At 48.0% G+C, this 23,637-nt stretch carries 16 protein-coding genes; 8 read left to right on the top strand and 8 right to left on the bottom strand.

Translation table 11 applies throughout. From position 1 onward, the window contains the following. The first annotated feature begins 416 nt into the window (after positions 1–416). Entirely contained in the window at positions 417–1,022 is a 606-nt protein-coding gene (locus OGX98_RS14980) for a helix-turn-helix domain-containing protein (protein ID WP_045449769.1), read from the top strand. A 42-nt stretch (positions 1,023–1,064) separates the two neighbouring features. On the opposite strand, the gene OGX98_RS14985 is transcribed toward OGX98_RS14980, so the two are convergent. From OGX98_RS14985 to OGX98_RS14995, 3 genes are all read right to left on the bottom strand, one after another. Next, positions 1,065–2,438 carry an HlyD family type I secretion periplasmic adaptor subunit gene (locus OGX98_RS14985; RefSeq protein WP_048220669.1) on the bottom strand — a complete coding sequence of 458 codons (1,374 nt, stop codon included), beginning with the start codon at positions 2,436–2,438 and terminating at the stop codon, positions 1,065–1,067. After that, positions 2,425–4,617, bottom strand: a complete 2,193-nt coding sequence (locus tag OGX98_RS14990) for a type I secretion system permease/ATPase (RefSeq protein ID WP_225761543.1) — start codon at positions 4,615–4,617, stop codon at positions 2,425–2,427. The genes OGX98_RS14985 and OGX98_RS14990 overlap by 14 nt, the downstream gene beginning before the upstream one ends. Positions 4,618–4,703: 86 nt before the next feature. Next, positions 4,704–6,047: a TolC family outer membrane protein gene (locus OGX98_RS14995; RefSeq protein ID WP_286493367.1), complete on the bottom strand. Its 1,344-nt coding sequence runs from the start codon at positions 6,045–6,047 to the stop codon at positions 4,704–4,706. Between the two features lie 478 nt (positions 6,048–6,525). Between OGX98_RS14995 and OGX98_RS15000 the strand changes: the two genes are divergently transcribed. Further along, positions 6,526–6,807 (top strand): hypothetical protein, encoded by a 282-nt coding sequence (locus tag OGX98_RS15000; protein WP_225761545.1) that lies wholly within the window; start codon positions 6,526–6,528, stop codon positions 6,805–6,807. Between the two features lie 37 nt (positions 6,808–6,844). Here the strand turns inward: OGX98_RS15000 and lapD are convergent, their stop codons facing one another. Genes lapD through OGX98_RS15025 form a run of 5 tightly spaced genes read right to left on the bottom strand, consistent with a single transcriptional unit; the run spans position 6,845 to position 13,478 of the window. Continuing rightward, entirely contained in the window at positions 6,845–8,779 is a 1,935-nt protein-coding gene (lapD, locus tag OGX98_RS15005; protein ID WP_286595471.1) for a cyclic di-GMP receptor LapD, read from the bottom strand. 9 nt (positions 8,780–8,788) lie between these two features. Beyond that, positions 8,789–9,487, bottom strand: coding sequence for a cysteine protease LapG (lapG, locus tag OGX98_RS15010; RefSeq protein ID WP_286595538.1), 699 nt, complete (start codon positions 9,485–9,487; stop codon positions 8,789–8,791). Next, complete coding sequence (locus OGX98_RS15015; protein ID WP_286595472.1) at positions 9,484–10,377, bottom strand: transporter substrate-binding domain-containing protein; 894 nt, start codon at positions 10,375–10,377, stop codon at positions 9,484–9,486. Before OGX98_RS15015 ends, lapG begins: the two co-directional genes overlap by 4 nt. Then, on the bottom strand, positions 10,361–11,320 hold the full coding sequence (locus OGX98_RS15020; protein ID WP_286595539.1) for a transporter substrate-binding domain-containing protein: 960 nt from the start codon (positions 11,318–11,320) through the stop codon (positions 10,361–10,363). The genes OGX98_RS15015 and OGX98_RS15020 overlap by 17 nt, the downstream gene beginning before the upstream one ends. Further along, entirely contained in the window at positions 11,286–13,478 is a 2,193-nt protein-coding gene (locus tag OGX98_RS15025; RefSeq protein ID WP_286595473.1) for a putative bifunctional diguanylate cyclase/phosphodiesterase, read from the bottom strand. The genes OGX98_RS15020 and OGX98_RS15025 overlap by 35 nt, the downstream gene beginning before the upstream one ends. Before the next feature lie 1,027 nt (positions 13,479–14,505). Here OGX98_RS15025 and OGX98_RS15030 point away from each other — a divergent pair. The 6 genes from OGX98_RS15030 to OGX98_RS15055 all read left to right on the top strand — a co-directional run bounded on the left by OGX98_RS15030 (position 14,506) and on the right by OGX98_RS15055 (position 23,624). After that, complete coding sequence (locus OGX98_RS15030; protein ID WP_353622281.1) at positions 14,506–16,473, top strand: sensor domain-containing phosphodiesterase; 1,968 nt, start codon at positions 14,506–14,508, stop codon at positions 16,471–16,473. Positions 16,474–16,537: 64 nt separating this feature from the next. Continuing rightward, complete coding sequence (locus OGX98_RS15035; protein ID WP_048220677.1) at positions 16,538–18,628, top strand: methyl-accepting chemotaxis protein; 2,091 nt, start codon at positions 16,538–16,540, stop codon at positions 18,626–18,628. Further along, positions 18,625–19,692: a chemotaxis protein CheB gene (locus OGX98_RS15040; RefSeq protein WP_045446745.1), complete on the top strand. Its 1,068-nt coding sequence runs from the start codon at positions 18,625–18,627 to the stop codon at positions 19,690–19,692. The genes OGX98_RS15035 and OGX98_RS15040 overlap by 4 nt, the downstream gene beginning before the upstream one ends. Continuing rightward, the gene (locus OGX98_RS15045; protein ID WP_045446743.1) at positions 19,689–21,101 is read left to right on the top strand and encodes a CheR family methyltransferase; all 1,413 of its coding nucleotides are present in this window, start codon (positions 19,689–19,691) and stop codon (positions 21,099–21,101) included. The genes OGX98_RS15040 and OGX98_RS15045 overlap by 4 nt, the downstream gene beginning before the upstream one ends. Before the next feature lie 11 nt (positions 21,102–21,112). Beyond that, positions 21,113–23,239 (top strand): hybrid sensor histidine kinase/response regulator, encoded by a 2,127-nt coding sequence (locus OGX98_RS15050; RefSeq protein WP_048220680.1) that lies wholly within the window; start codon positions 21,113–21,115, stop codon positions 23,237–23,239. A gap of 22 nt (positions 23,240–23,261) precedes the next feature. Then, positions 23,262–23,624 (top strand): response regulator, encoded by a 363-nt coding sequence (locus tag OGX98_RS15055; RefSeq protein WP_045446737.1) that lies wholly within the window; start codon positions 23,262–23,264, stop codon positions 23,622–23,624. Positions 23,625–23,637: the final 13 nt, after the last annotated feature.

Genomic DNA, 23,637 nt, shown 5'->3' on the forward strand with positions numbered 1-23,637 from the left:
GCAGCAAGAGCCACGAAGTGTTTCATTTTAGTATCATAATATAACAACAACGATAATTTTTTAATGAAAATAAAACATATTAAAATCAATGAATTGTATCTTTTTGGCTATTGCGTAAAGAAGAGAAAGAAGAAATAATGGCTACAAAGGTGATAAGCATTAATTCTCTATGGACAGCGCAATATACTGTTTGGCACCACCACGCGAGAATATGGCTTACGCCGTTAACGCGCCACTGCACCAGGGAAAGCATGGTGGTTAAACTATAATAGTTAAGTTGTTGCAGTATCTGTAGTGCGATGTATACGGATTAACACGATTAATGTAAATGGAAATAAATGTCAGCATATTTTCAGGCTGACATTTATTTTTATTTCTGTTTTTTTGTAAAACATAAAACTGCGTTAGAGAGCCCCATGTTCCAGAACGAAATAGAAAAGTCTGTAGTGCTTATCGGTGAAGAAATCAAAAAATCAGACAGTGCCTGGTTATCCTTACGGAAAAAACGCCAGCGTATTGATCTGAAAGTCGATGGAAATATCTTGTTTCTGGAGAAAGGGACGGTCTCTGTTTATCGTGTAGAAAATGATCTAGTAACAGTGAGTATTTCCGCACCAGCGATTCTTGGGCTACCACAAATGCGAACGGAGGTGGCTGGACACTATTTACGCTGCGATACAGATTGCGAAATGTGGGCAATGAGCGTGCAGAATGCCGATCTGCTGTTCACCGCTAAAAATCTGTGGAAGCAGGCGTTTGATATTTTAACGCACCATCTGCAACGCTATTTCCAGCGCGAAACGTTGCAGTCTCACCGCACTATCCGCGAACTGATTATCGAACATGTAAAGTTCATTTGGGCGATGGCTCCGGATGTGCGCGAAAAAACATCTGTGTATACCTTCATTTTGACGCGAAACCATATTTCCCGAAGCGCGATCCATAAGGTGTTACAGGAGCTGGTGAGTGACGGAAAAATCATCCTGAATCGCGGGAAACTCTCTTCCTATACCCCTTCCTGAATATACGCGCCCCTGACTTAATGAAAGGGGCACAGTAAGTGATTAACGCTCTCTGAGCGCTTCTGCGCGCGCCCGAAGAATCGGTTTCAGCAGATAGCTTAAAATCGTTTTCTTGCCGGTTAGAATATCGACAGTCGCGACCATGCCTGGAATGATCAACATTGGATGCTCTTTTGTCCCCAGGTAGTTTTTGTCCGTTTGCAGGCGAACAACGTAGAAGCTTCGGCCTTGTTTATCTGTAACAGTGTCAGGACTTATCTGGACCACTTCACCTTTCAGACCGCCATAGATGGTGTAGTCGTAGGCGGTAAATTTCACCATTGCATGCTGTCCTGGATGAAGGAAGGCGATATCACGAGGCTGTATTTTGGCTTCGATGAGGAGCTTGTCATCCAGTGGGACGATTTCAACCAGGTCGCTTCCCGGCTGAATAACTCCGCCGATTGTATTCACCATCACCTGCTGGACGATACCACGCACCGGTGACGTGACCATGGTTCGGTTAACTCTGTCTTCGAGGGCTTTTACGCTGGCCTGGGCTTTACTCAGATTGGTGCGGGCTTCGTTCAACTGTGCGAGCGCATCGCTTTGAAAACGACCGCGGTTTTCGCCGATTTTATTCTCAATCTCTTTAATCTCTGACGAGGCTTTGGGAAGCGTTAGGTTCGTCGAATTTAACTGCCCGGCGGTTTCCACTTCAGTGCGGCGCAGGCGCAGCAGCTCGACTTTAGAAATTGCGCCTGAAGCGAGCAGAGGCTCCGACATTTTGATCTCCTGGCGGATTAAGTCCAGGCTGTGCTTAAACTGATCTTGCTTCGATTCAACGTCTCGTAGCTCCTGTTTTTTCTGTACCAGTTGTTCTTCAAGCCCGGATATTTCGTTGCGAAACTGTTCCCGACGGCTGTTATACAGCTCGGTTTCCCCCCTGGCGACGTCAGGCGCTTGAGCCGCAATGTCTTGCGAGATAATAAAATCCCGGTTCTCCACTTCCGCTGTCAGCCGTTCTACCTTCGCCCGTAAACCGAGTTTATCGGCCTCTGTTTCACCTACGTTTGAGGCAAAGCGCGTGTCATCAAGATGCAGTAACGGAGTACCCGCATTGACGATTTGCCCTTCGTGGACATAAAGCCGGGTCACGATCCCGCCTTCCAGATTCTGTATTTTTTGTAGTTTGGACGAAGGGATGGCTTTGCCTTCACCGCGCGTCACTTCATCAATTTTTGCAAAACCAGCCCACACGAAAGACAGGACAACCAACGTGAGGATCACCCACAGCGTGAGCCGAATAACCCTGGGGGCGTCATCAATAATGGCCAAACTGACTTCATTGATACTGTCGGTTTGATTTTCATCGCGGCCGCGAAAGTAGCGCTGCATATAGTGGCGAGCACGAGTCAGGATCTCAGTGAGAAGCATTTATCTGCCCCTTTTTTAACGCATCCATCACCACCGCTTTTGGACCATCTGCGATGATACGTCCCTTATCAACAATAATCAGGCGCTCAACCAGCGACAGCATAGAGGCGCGATGGGTGACCAGTAATAATGTTTTACCCGCGATACAAGGTGCAAGAGCATGTTTAAGCCTCTCCTCGCTGGTGTTATCCATTGAGCTGGTGGGTTCATCAAGCAGTAGAATAGGGGGAGCAAGTAACAGCGCGCGGGCTAATGCGACCGCCTGGCGCTGCCCGCCGGACAGTTGGGAGCCGCGTTCGCCGACCTGCAGGTTATAGCCATCAGGATGCAGGCGCGCAAAATCGTTGACCCCTGCCAGTTCCGCTGCACGCAGCATGGTTTCATCATCAACATATCGTGCTCCGCACAGCAGGTTGTCCCGCAGTGTTCCGTTGAATAACTGGATATCCTGTGGCACGTAGCCGATGCTGTGACGCAGATCGTTAACGTCTAACTGGCGGGCATCGATACCGTCTATCAGAATGTTTCCGGCGCAGGGCTGATAAAGATTGACGAGAAGTTTACTGAGAGAGCTTTTACCTGAACCGCTACGCCCGATAATACCGATACGTTCACCTGGCTGAATGGTCAGATTTATTTTGTGCAGTGTCAGGTTTTTTTGTTCCGGGTAACTGAAATCTACATCGCGAAATTCAATGCTGCCCTGTAACTGTTCCCGATTGAGCGGGCTTTCATCTGCACGACGTTCCTGTGCCAGCGACATCATCTTGTCAGTATTTTTGATGGTCAGCTTTGCCTGCTGATAACGGGCAATGAGGCCGGTAAGCTGACCCATCGGCATTAATGCGCGGCCGTTAAGCATATAACAGGCGATCAACCCCCCCATACTCAGTTTACCGCCGATAATCATGTACACGCCGACGACGATCATCACGACGCCTGAAATTTGCTGGAACCAGCCAGTCAGGTTGCTCGCCAGGCTGGATAAAGTTTTTACCCGGAGTTCCAGGCGGCTCAGGCTACCCAACGTTTGTTCCCATTGAAACTGGCGTTCGCTCTGCGCATTATTCACTTTTATGGCGTCCAGACTGCTGAGTGTCTCAATGAGCAGCGCCTGGCGTTCGCTGGCCAGGCTCATGGTTTTTGCCACCGCAGCATTGACGGGGTTTTGCAGTGCCCAACTGCACAGCAGGGCAATGGGTAGCGTGAGTACGGGGATCCATGCCAGTGCGCCGCCGATGATGCCAATGACAATCAGTAATAGCAGGGTAAAAGGCAGGTCAATAATCGTCGTCAATGTGAGTGACGAGAGAAAGTCACGCAGAGACTGAAACTCATGGATGTTTTGCGCGAAGCTACCCACCCGGGGTGGGCGCTCTTTCATTTCCATGCCGACAATGCGTTCGAACAAGGTCGATGAAATAATGAGATCGCTCTTTTTGCCGGCAATATCAAGGCAGATGCCGCGCAGCATTTTCAAAATCAGATCAAATATAAAAGCCAGACAGATTCCCACTGCCAGCACCCACAATGTGACCGTAGCCTGATTCGGTACAACGCGGTCATAGACGTTCATGGTAAAAAGCGGCGTGCCGAGAGCGATCAGGTTGATCAGCAGGCTGGCCAGCACAGCATCCAGATACAGAAAGCGTGATAGCCTGAGCGTGTCTTTAAACCAGGATTTAGTACGAGGCAGAAAAGCTTCTGTCTGCAAATCGAATTCGTGGCGCGGGTGAGCAAAAATAGCCTTTCCGCCATAGTTGTGTTCAAGCGTTGTTAAATCGACACATATTTCCCCGCCCTCACTTTCACTGGGCATAAAACGGGCACTGCCATCGTCGTTCCATGCCAGCAACACACCTGTTCCGCCGGAACGCAGTATCAGGATAGCAGGCAAAGACATCGCTGGGATCTTATCGAGTGAGCGTGTTACCACTCGCGCTTTTAAACCAGCTCGTGCCGCAGCACGTGGAAAAATATTCAGCGTGAGTTGATTGTTTTCTAATGGCAGGCCGCTGCTTAATGTTGAACGGCTGACCTGCTTACCATGCAGAGAGCAGAGAATAAGCAAACTATCTAATAGCGGGTCATCATTATGGCTACGAGGATCGTGCTGTTGAGACGAGCTGCGATAAGTATTCTCGGGGACATCATTTAATAATTCGGCTTGTGCACTCATTTTAGCAACCATTTCTGAACGCACACTTAAAATAATAGCAAGCTAATGATAAGTGCGCGGAGTCAGAGATTTATTTTAATTTATTATTAATGCAGTTCGGGTAAGTTGGTTTCTTCTTCAGAATCCACTGGTTGCCCTGATGGAGGCGGGGTGATTTTTAGAACATTCATTAATTCACCCGTTCTTTCGCTAATACGATATCCGCTGGTTACAGCCAGATATCGCAATTCAACAAGCCGACGTTTTGATGAGAAAACTTCATTTTCACTATCAAGTAAATCCAGTAGTGTACGTTCGCCAAGACTGAATTGATCCTGATAAGCGGTACGTACTTTTACGCTACGGTCGGCATATTCTTCTGCCGATGGTAGCTGGGCACGTGCGTTTTGTAATGCAGTCCAGGCCAGACGCAATTCCTGATTCATCTGTCGTAATGTGTTATTGCGCACATCCTGAGCCTGCTTATGCAGGTAGGCGCGAGAATCCATAGTCGCTTTGTCGCTGCCGCCCTGGTACAGGTTGTAATGCAGTTTTACCATCGCCTCCCACTGTTCCGCGTGCGCGCTGGTGGTATCCGTGTTGTTGCTGATCCCGCGTGACAGTTCAACGTCAACACGTGGATAGAAGGTTGATTTTGTCGCTTCGTACTGCTGTTGTGCGGCTTCAATATCCGCATTGGCAGACTTCAGTAATGGACTGTTTTTCTCCATCCTACTTTTGGCGTCTTCAAGCGAGGTCGGGAGCTGTGTATCGATGCTTTCCGGTTGGCTTAATCCTTCCGGATCCATACCTGTTACGCTGAAAAAGGTGGTTTTCGCATCTTCAAGATTGGTTTGCTCGGTCAGCAAATTGTTACGCGCTTGCGCCAGGCGAGCTTCAGCTTGCATAAAGTCGCCTGAACGGCCAACGCCCTGATCGGTACGAAGTTTTATTTGATCGTAAATTCGTTCATGGTTTGCCAGATCGTCCTCGGCAAGGCGGACAAATTCTTCACGTTGCAGCACATCAAAGTAGGCCTGAATCACAGAGAATGCAGTGTTTTCGCTGGTGTTCATAACGCTGTAAGCGCGTGAGTCAACGGTGGCTTTTTGCCGGGCGACTTCGCTGGTGGTTGCAAAACCATTAAACACATTTTGCTCCAGGCTAAGCGTTGCCTCATTGGGAGACTGGGTCATACCGTTAGCGCTGCCAGCGGCGCGGGTTGTTGCATCATCAATATTTTTGCGTCCAGCCTCCGCATTCAAATTCAGCGACGGTAAATACCCACCTTGTGCGGCACGAAGATCTTGTTCTGAAGAGTAACGACTATTTATCGCCGCATTAACTTCTGGATGATTAGCTAATGCATCTTTAACGGTGTTGCGTAAGTCTTCTGCAGAGGCTGAATTTATTGAAAACAACGAAAGCAGAAAAACTAAAAATATCTTCATAACATGAATGCCCTGTATCTCACGGTTATGACATCCACATGTCTTCACCATCATCTATTTTTACAAATGCGTGATATTAATTAACAAACATGAATTATCCAGATCGAATATTGCATGCGGCTATTCAGAAACATGTTCTGTCATATCGTGTTTTAATTTTAGTTATTTTTTATTATATTCATTTGTCAGTCAAGTCTCATATAAATACGTTTTTAAAAATGTGTATTTTTCCATATTGAGTGTTTAATGTTTACATTAATTTAATGTGATATTTGTTTGTGAGTTTATTAATAGGGTTATAAAAATAATGATGAGAGTTGAGTAAGGTTATGGTCAGGAAATTACTCGAGGTGCTTAACGCCGAGTGCTGTTCACGGTACGCCGTTTTCACCGATAGCCAAAAAAACATATTCACCAAACAATAATTACTTCTCTATGGGACAGGGCAGCCGCGTCACATCACATATAAGGCAATAACATGAATTCGCTACCACCTGATACAAACATGCAGTCCGCGAGAGAAAACGACAGCAAAAGCGCTGAAATTGATAACCAACAGTTCCTCGCCATGCTGCAAAAGAGTGACCTGGAGATGGTACGCGTGCTGGACGATCTGATTTACCTGTTGATCCGTAAAGGTGTTATTGCCATTACGGATCTCCCGCCGAAGGCGCAGGTTAAACTGATGAATCGTGCGAACGCCCGTCAGGAACTTGGCGGGTTAGAGCAATTACTTGGCGGCGATGATCGCATTTTTTAATCTCAACAGGCAGACTACTACGCAGCCTGCCTGTTTTTCAACGTGGAGCGGGTTCACCCAAAAGCTGCCCCATTGCACCGTCAACCCCCACTGCCTGTAGTACTTTTAGTTCACCTTCTGTTTCAACACGCTCAGCAATCAGCGGTAAATCAATACTGCGTGTGGCGTTGCACAACACTTCAATAAACAACTGCTTATCTTTTTCTTTATCGATATTGCGGATGTAACTGCTGTCGATTTTCAGCCAGGCAAGTCCCCATTGCGAAAGATGCCCAATCATATCGAAGCGGCTACCGAAGTGTTGCAGGCCCAGCGAGCAGCGAAGCTGACTCACTGCTTTAACAAACATCGCCATCTGGCCCGGCCCTGGCAACTGGCTTTCATCCAGTTCAAGGATCAACTGACTGGCAAGCTTAGGGGAGTATCTCAGTGGATTTAAGAGCTCGGAAATAGCGCTGGCACTGGCTAGCGAGCTGCCAGAAATACTCAATGCTAACATTCCGGGGGCGATTTTTAGCTGATTTAAGGTCAGTTTTAACATTACCTTGTCAAGGCGATGACTCCAGCCAAAGCGGTGGATCCACGGCAGGAATCGACCCGCATTAATGGTATTACCCTGTTCATCAACAATGCGCGACAGTACCTTGTAATGCAGGATCTTATCCGGCTGATGACAATCCACAACGGGCTGATAAACCAACTGAAATTGCTGGTTCTCCAGCGCCTGTTCCAGGCGAACAAACCACAAATGCTGATCTTCGTTCACCGTTGCCACCCCGATGGCGGTTACGCCCTGATGGTCGGTGTGCGTTTCTGCTTCCACCAACTGGCGGTCGGCCTGAATCAGCAGCGATTGCGCGTTATCTCCAGCGCTGAATGGCACCATGCTTGAGTAGGCGACCGGCTGCTGGTCTGACATTCCAGTGGCATAAAATGAGGTCAGCTTTTGCGTGAGTGAATGGCGCAGTTCCAGCATTTCACCCTGTGTGACACCTGGGCAGATCAGGGCGAACTCGCCACCACGAATACGGGCGAGTGTGCTGTCGAGGGGAGCATACTTTGCTTTATGCGTATTCAGCAGGTTGGCAATGTTGAGCAAAAGTTTATCGGTATGTGGCCCACCAAACCGCTGGTTCAGCCCCCCTAAATCCTGAACGCGGATCAACATCAAATATCCTGGTGCGGTATCGGTATCACTCAGGCGCGCCTGTAACTGCATATCGAACGCCCGACGATTTGCAATACCGGTCTGGCTGTCGAGATAAGCTTCATTGTGCAGGCGCTCGCTGTTGATGGCTTGTTCTTCAAATAATGATTTGAGTTTAGTGGCCATCAAATTCATGGCTCCGACGACGCGCCGTAGTTCCGGTGTTTTAGGCAGTTCTTGCAACGTCAAAAATTCGCGACGTGTAATGGCTTCCGATTGTTTCGCCAGATAATTGAGCGGGCGCAGCAGTTTACGCAACAGCAGAATGCCTGCGAGCAGGCAGGCGAGGCTGCAGGAAAGCATCCAGATAAGATTACCTAATGTGCTGCTCCACAGACGCTGAACCGCAAAGATAGGATCGCTGGTGACGTCCACGCGTGCGCCTTGTTGCCAGCCCCGCATGATTGTCGCGTGGCCTGTTTGTGGTGCCACATCCACCAGATCAACAAACCAGCCGGGAACATTCGGTATTGACGCCGCAGCGTGCCGTTCAAGCATCGTTGTTCCGTTTGTCAGATCAACAATGCGGATTTTTTGGTAATAGCCGCTATCAAAAATTGAGCTTACCATCAGCTCAATCATTGCCGGATCGTCGATGTTTGGTGTGAGCGAAACGCCCAGAGCCGTTGCCGCGTCCTGGGCATGTGCAAGAAGCTGGTTGCTGTACTGATTGCGAGAACTCTCCAGCGTCACGATAAAGCTGCCGCTGAACACAATCATCATAAAGAGAGAGATTGCCAATAGTAACTGTTTAAAAAGAGACACTGACGATTCCTATTTATCCATTGGGAAGCCTTCTTCCCGCATTTTTGTGAATACTTGCTGCCAGCGAGAAAGTCTCTTGCTGTCCCCAATACGTTTATTGTTCTGATTGCCAGGCAGCCAGAGACCACTCTCGTTAAAGGAGTAAACAGGTAATAAATCCATACGCTGCGTGGCAGGTGAAAGGGTGTTTGTCAGGCTATCGAGTACCAGAGGAATGGCGCCAGGCGTGGCATACCAGGTCAACACCATGTGCGCCCTGTTATAGCGCAGGGCTTTAACGTAGGTGATGCGCAGTTTATCGTCAGCAACGCCCAACTGTCGGAGAGTGAAATACTTCGCGATGGCGTAGTCTTCACAGTCCGCTTCACCTTTGCGCAGGGACTCCACGGGTGTTGCCCAATAGTCCACGCTATGCCAGATGTCGCTATCTTCGGCGTAGCGTAATTGAATATTAAAAAACCGGTTTACCTCGCGTAATTGCGTTTTTTCGTCTGCATTACGTAATTGAATTAAAAGCTGTTGCCAGGCGTTGATACGCTGTTGAGCGACTGCATTGGCTGGTCCATAGAGTGCATCGGACTTCTGCATGATCGTGGCGAAATCCCATGCTGCACGTAACGAATTGACCGCTAATAGCAGTAATAGCGCCCCGGGAAGCTTCCAGAGGCGCAATAATCGAGGGAGTGAACAGACGCTGATAATGTTCAATTGCGCTGTGGACAACCGATTGGTGGCTGATTTTTCATATTTTGGCAGGAATAGGGCATCAGCCATTTTTTGCGCAACTGTACGTCTGTCTGTGAGGCAAAAATAGTCTTCAGGGTACTGTCTACAAACGCCACAAACCGTGGGTCGTTTTTCCTCATCATAATCGCATAGTGCATATCAGTGCCGATTGTTTCTGCGGATATACTGAATATTTCAGGATGTTCACTATGATTAATCAAAGGATAGGCCAGGATATCATCAATAAAGAATGCCGCGGCTTCATTCTGCGCCATTTTATTAAATGCACCGTTTATCGTTGTGGAAGTCATCGTTGAAATATTGAGATGTTTCTCTCTGTTGGTCTTGTTGAATTCCAGTAAATCCTTCGAGCTGCCTGGCAGACTTACCGTTCTTCCTTTTAGATCTTCAATCGTATGTATATTATTTCTACGTAAAGAGATGATGCGCATTTTTGCGATATAGTAATCGACAGAAAAGGAAACACTGGAAATACGTTCTGGCGCATTAGCATTTACACTACAGTCCATATCTATTTTACGATTTTTTAACGCTGAAAATCGCTCAGCAAAATTCACCGGAATATAATGAATGGTCAAGGTATCGAGCTTCAGATACAGGCGTAATTTATCCGCAATGATGTTACATACCGCAATGGTATAACCTGTAACTTTACCGTTGTGATCGGTAAAGGAGAAGGGAGGGAGCTGACGATAACCGACGTTCAGTACGCTGTTGTTCTGAATATGCTCAAGCGTCGAGGCATCCTGCTGTGCCATCAGTACAGGGGACACGATAATGCCAACCAGTAAGATCAACCAGTGCATGGCGCGTTTCACCATTGTCATCTCATTATTAATTATACTTTTCATAATCAAAACTGATCTTCTTTTTAGCCGCCGTTAATGCTTTCAGATTGTCTGACATGGGGATGTTTAAATTGATGGCTTTTGGTGGTATCGGAGACTGAAACCATTTAGTGTAGAGGACGGTGAACTCATTGCTGGTTATCAGTGAGGATAATGTGCTATCAACAAACTCTTTAAATTCTTTATCGTGTAAAGGGATTAGTAGCCCTGCGGGAAGAGGATCGCTGAGCGCAATATTGGATAACTTATAGTCCTCAGGATTTTCAGCTTGTGCAATCATACCTTTAAGTAATACGGTGCTGGAAATAAGCGCAGAATATTCACCGCTCTGGATCTCATGGAAGGCGATAGTGTTGTTGGTATCAAGTTCAATGTTAATATTCAGGGCATTTGCCACATTGATTTTTTGTAATTGGTCTACGTATACCGTTCCGCTTTTTACCAGGACGCTGTGTCCGGACAGTTCTTCCAGAGCGTTGTTGTATTCATTTTTCCGCATCATATAGCGGGTACTGGAAAAGTAAAACGGCAGTGAGAACTCACTGAGGTTGTGTCGACTTTTTGAATAAAAAGCAGGAATGCACATGATATCTGCCATGTGTTTTTTAATCAGCACAAACTGTGATGCCGAATTTGCTTTTACCCACTCAATTTTCAGCTTTTTAAGCTGGAGCTTGGTTTTGAGTGCGCTGACGATATTTTTGCAAATATCAATGGAATAGCCAGTGGGAGATTTCCCCTCCAGATAAGAGAACGGAAACGCATCATCCTGGTAACCGAGGCTGATCGTATTCTTACTGGCAATCTGCTCAAGTGTGTTCGCCCCCTGCGGAAGGCTCGTTGCGCAGTGCGCTGAGAGAGAGATTAACAAAGAAACGACGAGCAGCATTTGCTTCGTCAAACGTAATATCTCAGGCATGGGCTGGCTCTTCTTCGATAAGGTCATCGGCAAAAGCAGACAGTACCTCGCGTTCGCGAAGCGGATAGCTAAAGAAGTACCCCTGAACATTTTTGCACTTTATATCACGCAGGATGTCGCGCTGGAGCGGTGTTTCCACGCCTTCCGCAGTGACTGAGATATTGTATTTGTGAGCAAACTGGATCAGCATCACAATCAAATACTGACTGGCATTATCCTGCTCGAGCTTATCGATAAGCGTTCGGGCAATCTTGATCCGCGTGAAAGGGTAGATCAGCAAATAATCCAGTGCCGCATATCCTGTCCCCAGATCGTCCATCGCGATGTCGATCCCCATTGAGCGAATCTCTTGCAGAACGGGTAGCGCAATAGATTTATCCAGTTTTTCGGATTCGGTGATCTCTATTTCAAGGCGGTCAGCCGAAAGATGGCTGGTGCGTAATGCATCTTTGATGACGTCGACCAGCCCGGGGCTGTGCAACTGGTAGGCTGATACGTTGACAGCAATGCGGATTCGTTCCGGCCATTTGGCTGCCGCTTCGCAGGACTGGCGAATAATCCATTCGCCTAAGCGCACAATCAGACCAGAGCTTTCGGCAATATTGATAAAATAATCAGGATAAATCAGTCCCTTGGTCGGGTGATTCCAGCGAATCAGTGATTCATATCCGCAGATACTTTCATCTTCCAGATTAACGATGGGCTGATAGTGCAGTTCGAACTCCTCGTTATCAATTCCATCAATAATTTCCTGGTTAATGAACAGGCTGTGTGTTTGCTTCATGACCATGCCATCTTCGAAGAAATGGAAGCAACCGCGGCCATGATGTTTAGACGCATACATGGCAAGGTCAGCGTTGATCATCAATGTCGAGGTGTTATTGCCCTGATAAGGTGCGGTGGTGATGCCAATGCTGCAACTAATAGAAAAGGTGTGGGAGCTTGAGCTAAATGGTGTGCTCAGCGCACGGATGATGCGCTTTGACAGGCGATTAGCTTCTTTGGCGGCGTTATCGCTGACCTGTTGCAAAATAGCAAATTCATCGCCGCCCAGACGGGCCGCCATATCATCCGGTCCCAGCAGTAACTGCAGACGCTGGGCAACGCTGACTAACACTTCATCGCCCGCTTTGTGGCCGAAGGTATCATTCACTGGCTTGAAGTTGTCGAGGTCAATCAACAGCAGGTTGAACTGCTTTCCTTCCTGATGGATTTCACTGACACGCTTATCCAGCGCCAGACCAAAAGAGACACGGTTTGGTAAGCCAGTCAGCGAGTCATGATGGGCCATATGTTCCATCTTTTGCGACATTTCATGCATGCGCTGCAGATAGCCGCGTTCTTTCATGGCAACCCGTAATTTTTCAATAGCGCCTGCCAGATGCCCAATCTCATCGTCCTGATCGAGATAAGGGGTTACGCAGTCGGTTTCTTCCCTGGCAATGCGGGTAAGGGAGTTAATCAGTAGCGGAACCGGGCGGAATAAGCGACGCATGAACATTGTTACCAGCGCCAGCGTCACCAGTAAAATTAATACGAAAATGACACCGCTTTTTTTCAGCATCGCATCGTAGGCAGCGTACAGATCGCTTTTCTTACCGATGCTGCTGATCAGACTACCGAGGATTTCACCTGACGGCGTCAGAATAGGCACAGCACTGATGAAGCACTCTTCGCCGTTAATTTGGGCGAACCCGATATAGTAATTGACCAGTACGTCATGGGGGCGACGATCGGCGAAGGAGATTATCCCGTCTCCCTCTTCTGATTTATTGTTGATGCCTACAAATCCCTTATCTGGCGTATAGAGGAACAGCCAGGTAGGGTTATGTGTTTGTACTGATGCCAGAGCCAGAACATCTACAGGGTTATAACCGGTCTGGAGAATAGAGTCAGTATCACCAAGTTGCCTGTCCGATACGATACGGGATATCTGCCCTGCGTCGCTGGTTTCAACTGAAACGTTGGTATATACGCTGCGAATAATGTAGGTCATGATCTGGGCATTCGCCTCAGCTCTCTGCACCCACTGCTGATAGGAAAAGTTGTCTATCAAACTCCAACTGGTAAAGGCCCCCGCGCTAAAAGCGATGATGATCCCCGCCAGCAAAAACTGAGTTATTTTGCCGGTGATTGAATGTTGCCACCCCTTAACTGCTTTAAGGGAAAACAGAGACTTTGCCACGGATTTCGTTAATTCCTGATAATACTAATATATGCTGAATAGACTTTTTACTGCTCAGAGCCTGTCTCATTAGGCTATTTCGCTTACTATATTGAAACTGCGCAGCGCTACATGTGTGCTCCGGTTGTTACGCGCTAACCGTATTCAACCGTTTACAATAGATGAAAGGTATGAAATCCCTCTGTCACCACAAGTTATTTACAGGTGATCAGATAGGGTAATGAAAAAAATAACGGGTTACGAATATAGGTAACGCTGTCCATTTCGTCAACAGGCAAAACTGTACATTAAAATACATTTTCTATCATCATTCCTTCATTATATTAAAGTTGACATTAATACTGTCTGAGAATTAAATTTGCTCGCACTGGTAAGATGTGCCGGGAATGAGTGTGCGTGAAACTTATAACTTGAGGCGCGTCAATGAATTAGGCGCCTTTTTATGAGGCTAAAGAGCATTTCTTCTCTCGTGCAATGTCCATTTTTATCTATAACTGATGGTTTATTTTCTGATTCGAACTGAATAAGATGGTTTCTTCATTACAGAACCTTACTTTATTTTCTCAGTGCGCGTTCAATGTTAAAAACTTCACGATAGTTAATCTACTGAGCCAAATGGATTTGTTTGTAACATTAAAGCCGGGATTAAAGTCCTGTTGGTATATGCTCGTCATACTTTAAGTTGTATAAGCATTGGCTGCGTTTATTCATCCGAATCACTTACTACAGTAAGCTCGTCGGCAGCCACTCTTGCCCTGCAACTCGAATTACCCAGAGCATGGTGTATAGCGGATAAATTGATTTGGACGCAATAATAAAGACAAATTCTGTCAAAAGTATTCAGGAATGGTGCCTGCCACTAGCCTTGCCTGGACTTTTTTATCTGCTGGCACAATATCTTAACGGTTACTGTATTTTCAATAATAATATTTTAACAGTTTACGATCTCAAGTTGGCCGTTTTTTCCGCCGCGTTGGTACTTTTTGGTTTTCGGGTACTACCAGGATTTATTCTGTTTTTGACGGTAATGTTTCTGGTTGGTCCACAAGATGGACGGGTGGATGCGCTATGCCTGACGATGGCATCAACATTGAGCTATGCAATTTACCGCAAAATAACGGGCAAGCGTAGCCGCGCCAGCTTTGGTCGCATCAAAATCAGCCTAAATCGCATAGTCTGGTTATGTGGCTTCAATATTTTACTGTACCTGGTTTTAAGTAAAATATTGGCCGTATTTTTTCCTCACAACCTGCGCCCGGATGTGGCTAATTTACATGTATTAAGTCTGGAAATGCTGGTGCGCATCCAGGGGATCACCAGCGGTTGTCTGACGGGAATTCCCTTTTTCTACAAAGTCTTTCGGATCCTGCGTCGTCCGTCGTATCTGTTTACATTTAAGAAGTCCCTTGGCTATCAGGGTAAAAGTGATGTCAGCGCATACGGTGTTATTACATGGTGGACGCTGCTGGTTTGTCTGATGTTATGTTTAACATCACCGAATATTACGAATATTTTTTTCTCGTTCTATTGCCTGATTCTACTGTTCCCGTTAATGCTGTGGGGAGCCATAAAGATTGGCCACTCGTTTACCATGCTGGTGTGGACAATCGTGTTAATTATTTTAGGTAAGCATACCGACACTTATATCGCCAGCGACGAAAGTTTTATGCTGCATCAGGCGCTGGTTTCAACGCTTATCATTGTCTTTTCTCTCACTATTGTTGTCATGGGAGCATTGGCTAAATTTACCCGTCAGCGGTTTAGCCAGGCCTTGTTGTTGGGGCTGACTGACCCGATGACGGGAATGGCGAATTTACGGGCGCTGAAGACAGAGTTATTTACTACCGATCACGCAACGGTCTGCCTGATTCAGTTGCCTGAGCTTGAACTCTTTTCCCGCCGCTATGGTTTTCATTTTCGCGCGCGCTACCAGAAGATTCTGGCTGAACATCTGCAGCAATATTTAGTTGAAAGTGAGAAAGTTTATTATCACGCCGGTTATGATCTGCTGATCAGGCTTGAAAATTGTACGTACGAGCGATTGTGCGATTTGTATCAGGCCGCCAACAGTTTTCGCCTCTTTCATAACAACCAGCGGCTGGGGTTTCGTAGTGGCCTGGGTTATTGCCTGATTAATGATATTAGCGATGACATCTATCAATTGGTTGGCAAACTGGGCATGGCTGCGGGTTTATCGCTGACCAATGGCCGACCTGAAAATCTTGAAGCGCAGCATAGTCGGATCCTCGGTAACCACATTGTCGATAAAACGGATATTCGCACGGCATTACAAAATGCACTGGATAACAATGCATTTGTACTGATGGCTCAGCCAATAGTCAGTACCAATGGTGAAGATCCGTATCATGAAATATTGATCCGCATGCTGAATGATAAGGGGGAATTTATTCCACCAAATAGTTTTCTGCCGGTTGCGCATGAGGCTGGATTGGCACCAGAAATCGACTTATGGGTAATAGAAAATACTCTGAAAGCGATGTCGAGCCACCCCAAACGTTGTTTCTCTATTAATCTGGCCCCGGTGACGGTATGCCGTTCAAACATTGTCTCGCAGATCACAAAACTCTTACAGGATTACGCGGTGGATCCCCAGCGGGTTATTTTTGAGATAACCGAAGCCGATACGCTGTCAGATAAAGAACAAACCGTTGAAACGCTATGTTTAATTCGCAAGCTGGGATGCCGCGTAGCGATTGATGATTTCGGTACCGGGTTCGCCAGTCATGCACGTCTGATGAATATCGAAGCAGATATTTTGAAAATAGATGGCTCATTTATTCGACGGATCACTGAAAGTGAAATCAGCTACTACATCGTTGAGTCATTCTGCCGCGTCGCCGAAATGAAGAATATGCAGGTGGTGGCTGAGTTTGTTGAAAACGCCAATATTCAGGCATGCCTGGAAAAAATGAATGTGGGGTGGTTACAGGGATATCACATCGGCAAGCCGACGCCGCTGCTCACGCTGGAATAGCGTAGCGCTAACGCAATTATGACTCAAAAAAGAGCAGTTTCTTCTCAGGTAGAGAACAAAAATTATGAGTGACATTATTAAAGTAAAAGAACGTTCGGTTACCGTATCACGAGGTGGGCCGGGGACACGCTTATTATCCTCATTGCGCGATATTCATCCTGGTGTTGCGATGAAGCTCGGAATGATTCTGGTTGTGTGCATCGCCACGCTATTGATTGGTGCCTCTTTTATTTTATCGTCTTATCTGTCCAAAGAATTGCAGGTCAATGCGCTGGAAATGATTAAGACCAATACGCGCATTTTCCATAATAGTATTTCTAATGAGTTTCAGAGGGTCACCAGAGATGCTGAGCATTACAGCAATGTTTATATTAACAACTACCAAAACGTCGCAGGAAAACCGCTGCGCTATATGGATGCAGCTGAATTAAAAGCGGTTCTGAGCAACCCAAATACCAACGCGCATTTCACCGAGTTAACCAGCGTATTCGCCAGTACTTTTGTTTTGCAAGGCGAACAGTTTGTTCGTGTTAGCAGTACGTTACTGGCGAGTTCTGGTAACACGGCGACGGCGACAGCATTGGGACACGATAACCCTGCATTACCGCTCTTGCTGAAAAACAAACCTTTTTCTGGCGTTGTTACGCTATTTGGAAAGCAGTTTATTAGCCACTATGAGCCGATTGCCGATAAATACGGTCAGGTTGTTGGCGCTGTTGCGGTGGGTTTTGATGTCAAACAAACCCTGCAACCGATTATCAGGCAACTGCTGGATGTGCATATTGGTAAAAATGGTTACGCTTACGTGCTGGATGCCGGATTCGAACCGGGACTTATGCTGGCGCATCCTTCGCTAAGTAACCAACAGGCTATCAATATTACTGACGCCAATGGTTATAAGCTCTTTGCCGATATCCTCGAACATAAAAATGGGATCACCTATTACAACTGGGTGAGCGGTTATGGTGCTGCTCCCAAGACCAAAGTCGCTGTCTATGAATATATTGAAGGGATCAATTGGATCATTGCCACGACCAGCTATGTGGATGATGTTGCCAGGAGCAGCAACCTTGTTCGCAATGGTTTATTGCTGTTTACCGCTCTGCTGTTGCCAGTCATTTTACTACTTATTGCCGTGGCCAGCCGTTTCCTTATTTCACGCCGTTTAAATCGGGTGCTGAGAATTGCCCAGACCATCGCGGAAGGTGATTTAACAGTTGATGTCCAGGTTGACCACCATGACGAGATTGGCGAACTGCTTGGCGCGGTAGAAATGATGCGTCAGCGCCTGCACTCGCTGGTGGGGGATATGGTCTCTCACGCCAATTCGGTACATCAGGCATCGCTGCATATTACTGAAGCAGTAGATGGGCAGGCATCAACCAGCGTGGAGACGTCATCTTCGGTAGCGGAAATCACCTCTACGATGGAGGAGCTGTCAGCCTCCTCCACCCAGATAGCCGAGCATTCGCGCGCGGTCGTCGACATTGCAAATCAGACGCTGGAAGATTGCAACAAAGGCTCAGATTCCATGTCGCAATTGCTGATGCGTATGACGGACATCGACAACGATAATCAGCAAAACATGCGAGAAATCATGATGCTCGGCAACAAGTCGACGGAAATCAGTCGCGTAATGGTGATTATTAATAGCGTCGCGGATCAAACTAAACTGATTGCCTTCAATGCGGCGCTGGAAGCGGCCAGTGCCGGAGAAGCTGGAAAACGTTTTTCTGTTGTGGCAGCTGAGATCCGTCGCCTGGCCGATTCGGTAACCGAGTCGACAGTTGAGATCGAGAATAAGATCAGCGAAATACAAAATGCGATCAACCGCCTGGTGCTGAATGCGGAAAAAGGCGGTGAGAGCATCAAAGCAGGAGCCAGAGCCTGTAAAGTGAGCGCTGAACATCTGAACGATATCGTTGTTACCGCAGAACAAACGTCTACGGCTGCGCTGCAAATTTCACTGTCAACACAGCAGCAGAAAACGGCAAGTAATCAAGTGGTGATGGCGCTACGCGAAATTGTCGTCGCCAGTAACTATACCTCGCAGTCCATCAAAGACATTCTGATCGTAAGTCAGGATATGACGCAGTTGTCGAAGGCGCTGAAAGAGGCCTCGACGTCATTTACCCTGACGGATATGGATGCATGAACAGCGACAACATTCGGGTACTGATCCTCGACCTGGGCAGCGTCTCGCGCAATGACCTGGTTAAGCAACTGGAAGATCACCCGCATATTAAGGTCGTGGGGCAATCCGCCCATCGTCGACAGGCGATTCGACTGTTGCAACAACTGATGCCTGACCTGCTGATCCTGACGCTGGAAAACTCGACCGCCGATAACGTCGAGGTCGTTGAGACCATTATGGCGACCAGAGCTATTCCCATACTGGTCATGCGCTTTGGGGCTGAAAATAACGGGGATGAGGATTACATTTCCCGCGGGGCGCTGGCGGTATTGCACCAACGCAGCGATGCGCCTTTATCGACAAACGCGCTACATCGCAAAGTGGAACTGCTGGTGGGGGTGAAAGTGATCCGTCATATCAAGGGATTACGCCATCCTACAGAGCCGATAATCCCGGTCATTCACCCGGTGATGGATGCGATAAAGACTACAGCAGACTGGCCCTTTGTGCTGGCGATAGCCTGCTCGACCGGAGGGCCGCAGGCGCTAAGCAAGCTACTGCAGGATTTACCCGGTACGTTCCCCTGTCCGGTACTCATTGCCCAACATATTGCCGATGGTTTTGCGAAAAATATGGTGCACTGGCTGGACAGCGTGACCGATCTGAAGGTGCGACTGGCGCAGGAAGATGATCGGGTGGAAGCGGGGTATGTGTATGTATTACCGCCTGAGCAACATTTGATTGTTAAAAGCGATCAACGTCTGGCAGCGATCCCGCGACAGGACAGTGATGTTTATCACCCGAGCTGTAATCTGCTACTGGAGTCGGTCGCAGAAGTGTTCGGTGAAAAAGCTGTCGGGTTGATTATGACCGGGATGGGGAGCGACGGCTGTCGTGGCATTGAACTCATTTTCCAGCGTGGAGGCAGAACGCTGGCGCAGGATGAAGAAAGTTCTGTTGTTTTTGGTATGAACAAGAACGCTATCGACAAGCAACTGATACATCGCACGATCCCGCTGGATGGTCTCGCAAAGGTCCTGCTGTCGATGGCTTTTCACGGGCATTTCGAGAGCCAATTGCCATGATACCCAATCTCCCTGATTATGCCCGGTTGATAAAGGACCGGGTTGGTTTGCACTTTGATAATGCGATGGAAGCACTGCTGAAATCGGCGCTGAGTCGACGAATGGCTGAGCGGGCTATCAGTAATTATTATGAATACTATGAGCAACTCCGCCTTTCTCAGGATGAGTTCGATAGTTTCATTACGCTGATTACGATTAACGAAACCTATTTTTTTCGCGAAAGCGATACGCTGGATTTAATCTGTGACAAATGGGTGCCTCGTCTCCTGCAGCAACGTAGCGGACCGGTACGCATCCTGAGCGCAGGATGTTCATCAGGGGAAGAAGCTTACTCGCTGGCGATCAAGTTGCATGAAAAATACCACGATGACATGGCGGGGCGGGTCGAAATCTACGGTTGTGACATTGACCCGGCGATCCTGGCCAAAGCCAGAAATGGCAATTATTCCAGCTACTCGTTTCGTGGCGTCGAACCGCTTATCCAGCAGCGCTACTTTACCCGTACAGGCAATCAGTATCGTCTGCATGATGCGATCCGTGAAAAAGTCACGTTTCACCGCGCTAACATTATAAAAGAGCAATTCCTGCCAGAGATTGACATCATTTTGCTGCGCAATGTGTCTATCTACTTCGACACGCCAACACGCCGCGAACTGCACGGTAATTTGCTGAAGATGCTGCAGCCACGGGGAGCGTTGTTCTTTGGTAATGCGGAAACGCTGGCCAACAATTTCGATATCCTTAAGCTGGAGCAAGAAGACGGTATCTTCTATTTTTGCCACCATAGCGAATCTCTCCGGGTCGTACCCACGCCCAGGGTTGCGGTACGAACGCCACTTACAGCACCTCCTGTTGTTATCGAACCACCTGCGCCAACGGCTCTTAAGTCTGATGACTGGCTGAAAAAGGCACGTGTCTGCCTCGATGAAAAATGCTTTTCTGAGGCTGAGGAATGTATTGCCTGCGTATTGCGTAATGATCCATGTAATCAGGATGCGCTGATTATTCAGGGGGTGATTGCCCTCGAGCAGTGCGAGTTTTCTCAGACCGCCGGTAATGCGCAACAGATCCTCGCGCAGGATGAGTGGTCAGCGGAAGCCAAAATGCTGCTCGGCCTGGCAATGATGTGGCAGCACCAGACACAGCAGGCTATCGCATGGTTCAAACAGGTCGTCTATCAGGAGCCTGGATATTGGCCCGCCCACTATTATCTGGCCGAAATGTATCGACAAAGCGAGCTGCGGCAACCCGCGCAGCGCACGTATCGCGTGGTGATGCAATTGCTCAACGATGAAATGAAGAATCCTTCTACGGTTTGTCGTCTGCGTTTACCTATGGTCTTTCCTGGCAATACGTTTCGTTTTCTTTGCGAACATCAACTGGCGCAATTCGCCCATCAAAGCGGGTAACAAGAACGATTATGGCTATCGATCTGAAAAAATTCGTGCTGCGCTTTATTGATGAAGGGAGAGGTCATTTGCAGACGATCAGTGAGGGGGCATTTCTGCTCTCTGCTGATGAACATACCGATGCTTTAATCGGTGAGATGTTTCGGGCCGCGCATACCCTGAAGGGGGGCGCACGGATGTTGAAACTGCAGAGCATCGCAGATGTCACCCATCATCTTGAGGACGTTCTGAGCGAGCTGCGGGATAAAAAACTGACGCCTGACAGGGGGCTTGGCAACCTGATTCATGAGTCCGTGGAGTATCTTTCAAACCAACTGACCCAGCTCTTTGTCAGTGAGGGGGATAACCAACTGCCGCCAGCAGATTCGGGGTTGTGTGAACGACTTGCCTGTGCGAGCCGCGGAGAAAGTGTCTCGTTGGTGGTGGAAGCAAGTGGGCAATCAGAAAAAAATGCGGCTTCGACGGGCTCGATCGCTGTGGACGGCGGCATTAAACAAGCTGATTTTGTTCGTGTAAAACTGAATAAACTGGACAGTCTGATAGATATTCTGGGGGAAGTTGTCGCTGGCCATGACCGCCTCGAACAGCAGATACAAAACCTGAGTCAGCTTGTTCCGCGACTGTTAGGACTGAGCGCAGAGCAGCTTCGTCAGCAAATCCGCGATTTCAGTGCCCAGTTGAAGGAGAGCGTTCAGGTCCAGCATTTGCAAATGTTCGAACTGTACGACGTGGCGGCACGGATCCGTATGCTCCCGCTTTCAACCTTATTTGAGCCGATCTCCCTCCAGGTCAGTGAACTGGCCTCCACCCTGAACAAGCAGGTGGTTTGCCGCTTTGTCGGGGGAGAAGTGGAAATTGACCGTCAGCTAATTGACCGACTGTCAGAGTCACTGACGCATTTACTGCGTAATGCGGTCGATCACGGCATTGGGGAAATCGATGAGCGACTGGCGCTCGGTAAATCCACGCGCGGCACGATTACCATTACCACGCAGCAAGATGGCAGCGGAATATTATTGCGCGTGGAGGATGATGGTCGTGGTCTGAATTACCCGGCAATCAGCGCAAAAGCGGTGAGTAAAGGATTGGTGCCTGCCTCCATGGCCGGACAGCTCTCGGAACAGGAGTGTAACGAGCTTATTTTTCATCCCGGATTTTCTACCAGCCAGATTGTTTCTGAGCTTTCAGGTCGCGGTGTAGGTCTTGATGTCGTGCGTAAAACGGTGGTCACCGATCTGCAGGGGGATCTGCAGGTTTATAGCCGACAGGGGGTAGGAACGAGCTTCACTCTGCGTTTACCGGTCTCACTGACGATGATGCGCATCCTGCAATTTGAAGAGCAAGGCCATCTGTTCGGGTTGGCGGCTCAGTATGTGGTTGAGGTGGTGGAGTGTACTCCCGAGAGTATTAGCGATATTGCCGGACGCCCGGCCATTATTTTGCATAACGAGTTTATTCCGGTGGTCTGCGCAGGTGCTCTGCTGAGGATTCAGGAGCGCCAGGGGAGTTTGCCATCGACAGGGCAACGTTTAATCATCGTGCAGAACCAGTACAGCAAGATGGCGCTGCGGGTAGATAAGCTGCTCGATGAACGCAAGATGATGATCAAACCGTTACCAAAGCATATGCAACAGCAGTCGCTGGTGTCCGGAATGGTTCAGACGCCGGATAACCAACTGGTCAGCATTCTGCAAGTCCCCGCTCTGATGGCGATGGCGCAACAATCGCGACAAACCAGCCCGGTCATTCAGCCAGTTAACGCCGTACAAAATGCATGGCATGTGCTGGTGGTCGATGACTCACTGAATACCCGAGAGATAGAGAAAAATGTGCTGGAAGCTCACGGTTATCAGGTCACGCTGGCGGAGGATGGGTTGTCCGGGTTGCAAAAAGCAAAGCTGACCCAGTTTGATGCCGTACTTACCGATGTTGAAATGCCGTTTATGGACGGTTTTACCTTCACGAAATCGTTGCGTGGGGAGAAGAACTACCAACATACACCGATCATTATCGTGACCTCCCGTGCGAAGGAAGAAGACCGTCGCCGGGGAATTCAGGTGGGGGCGGATGCTTACATCGCGAAGGGCGATTTTGAGCAGGACAGCCTGATAAAAACATTAAAAATGCTTTTGTGCTGATGGCGCAAAATCGAGAGAGAAGATGCGAATTTTATTAGTTGATGATGATCTCTTTGCGGCTGAACTGGCGTCTGTTTTCCTGGAAATGGACGGCTACGATGTGGTGATTGTGGAAAGTGCAATCTCCGCCTTAGCGTGTCTTGATTCAGAAAAAAATATCGATCTGGTCATTAGCGATCTGCATATGCCTGAAATTAGCGGACTGGATCTGCTGGCGCTTCTGCGCGCTCAGGATTGGCCTAAACCCTTCATTTTGCTGAGTGCAAATGAAGTCACTGGAAGTGACGTACCGTATGACCGTTGGGTGAAGAAAGATGAAAACCTGGCGGAAAATCTGGGCGCTGCGGTTAATGCGTTACTGCAGCCTGCTGCTGTTACTGAATAAGCCATAACCTTAC

The organism is Citrobacter sp. Cm046 (assembly GCF_030333065.1).
Taxonomy (GTDB): Bacteria; Pseudomonadota; Gammaproteobacteria; order Enterobacterales; family Enterobacteriaceae; genus Citrobacter; species Citrobacter murliniae.

Excerpts from the sequence above, each read along its gene's own strand:
- OGX98_RS14980 (WP_045449769.1), top strand. The coding sequence starts at position 417 with ATGTTCCAGAACGAAATAGAAAAGTCTGTAGTGCTTATCGGTGAAGAA.
- OGX98_RS14985 (WP_048220669.1), bottom strand. The coding sequence starts at position 2,438 with ATGCTTCTCACTGAGATCCTGACTCGTGCTCGCCACTATATGCAGCGC.
- OGX98_RS14990 (WP_225761543.1), bottom strand. The coding sequence starts at position 4,617 with ATGAGTGCACAAGCCGAATTATTAAATGATGTCCCCGAGAATACTTAT.
- OGX98_RS14995 (WP_286493367.1), bottom strand. The coding sequence starts at position 6,047 with ATGAAGATATTTTTAGTTTTTCTGCTTTCGTTGTTTTCAATAAATTCA.
- OGX98_RS15000 (WP_225761545.1), top strand. The coding sequence starts at position 6,526 with ATGAATTCGCTACCACCTGATACAAACATGCAGTCCGCGAGAGAAAAC.
- OGX98_RS15015 (WP_286595472.1), bottom strand. The coding sequence starts at position 10,377 with ATGAAAAGTATAATTAATAATGAGATGACAATGGTGAAACGCGCCATG.
- OGX98_RS15020 (WP_286595539.1), bottom strand. The coding sequence starts at position 11,320 with ATGACCTTATCGAAGAAGAGCCAGCCCATGCCTGAGATATTACGTTTG.
- OGX98_RS15030 (WP_353622281.1), top strand. The coding sequence starts at position 14,506 with ATGTTTCTGGTTGGTCCACAAGATGGACGGGTGGATGCGCTATGCCTG.
- OGX98_RS15035 (WP_048220677.1), top strand. The coding sequence starts at position 16,538 with ATGAGTGACATTATTAAAGTAAAAGAACGTTCGGTTACCGTATCACGA.
- OGX98_RS15040 (WP_045446745.1), top strand. The coding sequence starts at position 18,625 with ATGAACAGCGACAACATTCGGGTACTGATCCTCGACCTGGGCAGCGTC.
- OGX98_RS15045 (WP_045446743.1), top strand. The coding sequence starts at position 19,689 with ATGATACCCAATCTCCCTGATTATGCCCGGTTGATAAAGGACCGGGTT.
- OGX98_RS15050 (WP_048220680.1), top strand. The coding sequence starts at position 21,113 with ATGGCTATCGATCTGAAAAAATTCGTGCTGCGCTTTATTGATGAAGGG.
- OGX98_RS15055 (WP_045446737.1), top strand. The coding sequence starts at position 23,262 with ATGCGAATTTTATTAGTTGATGATGATCTCTTTGCGGCTGAACTGGCG.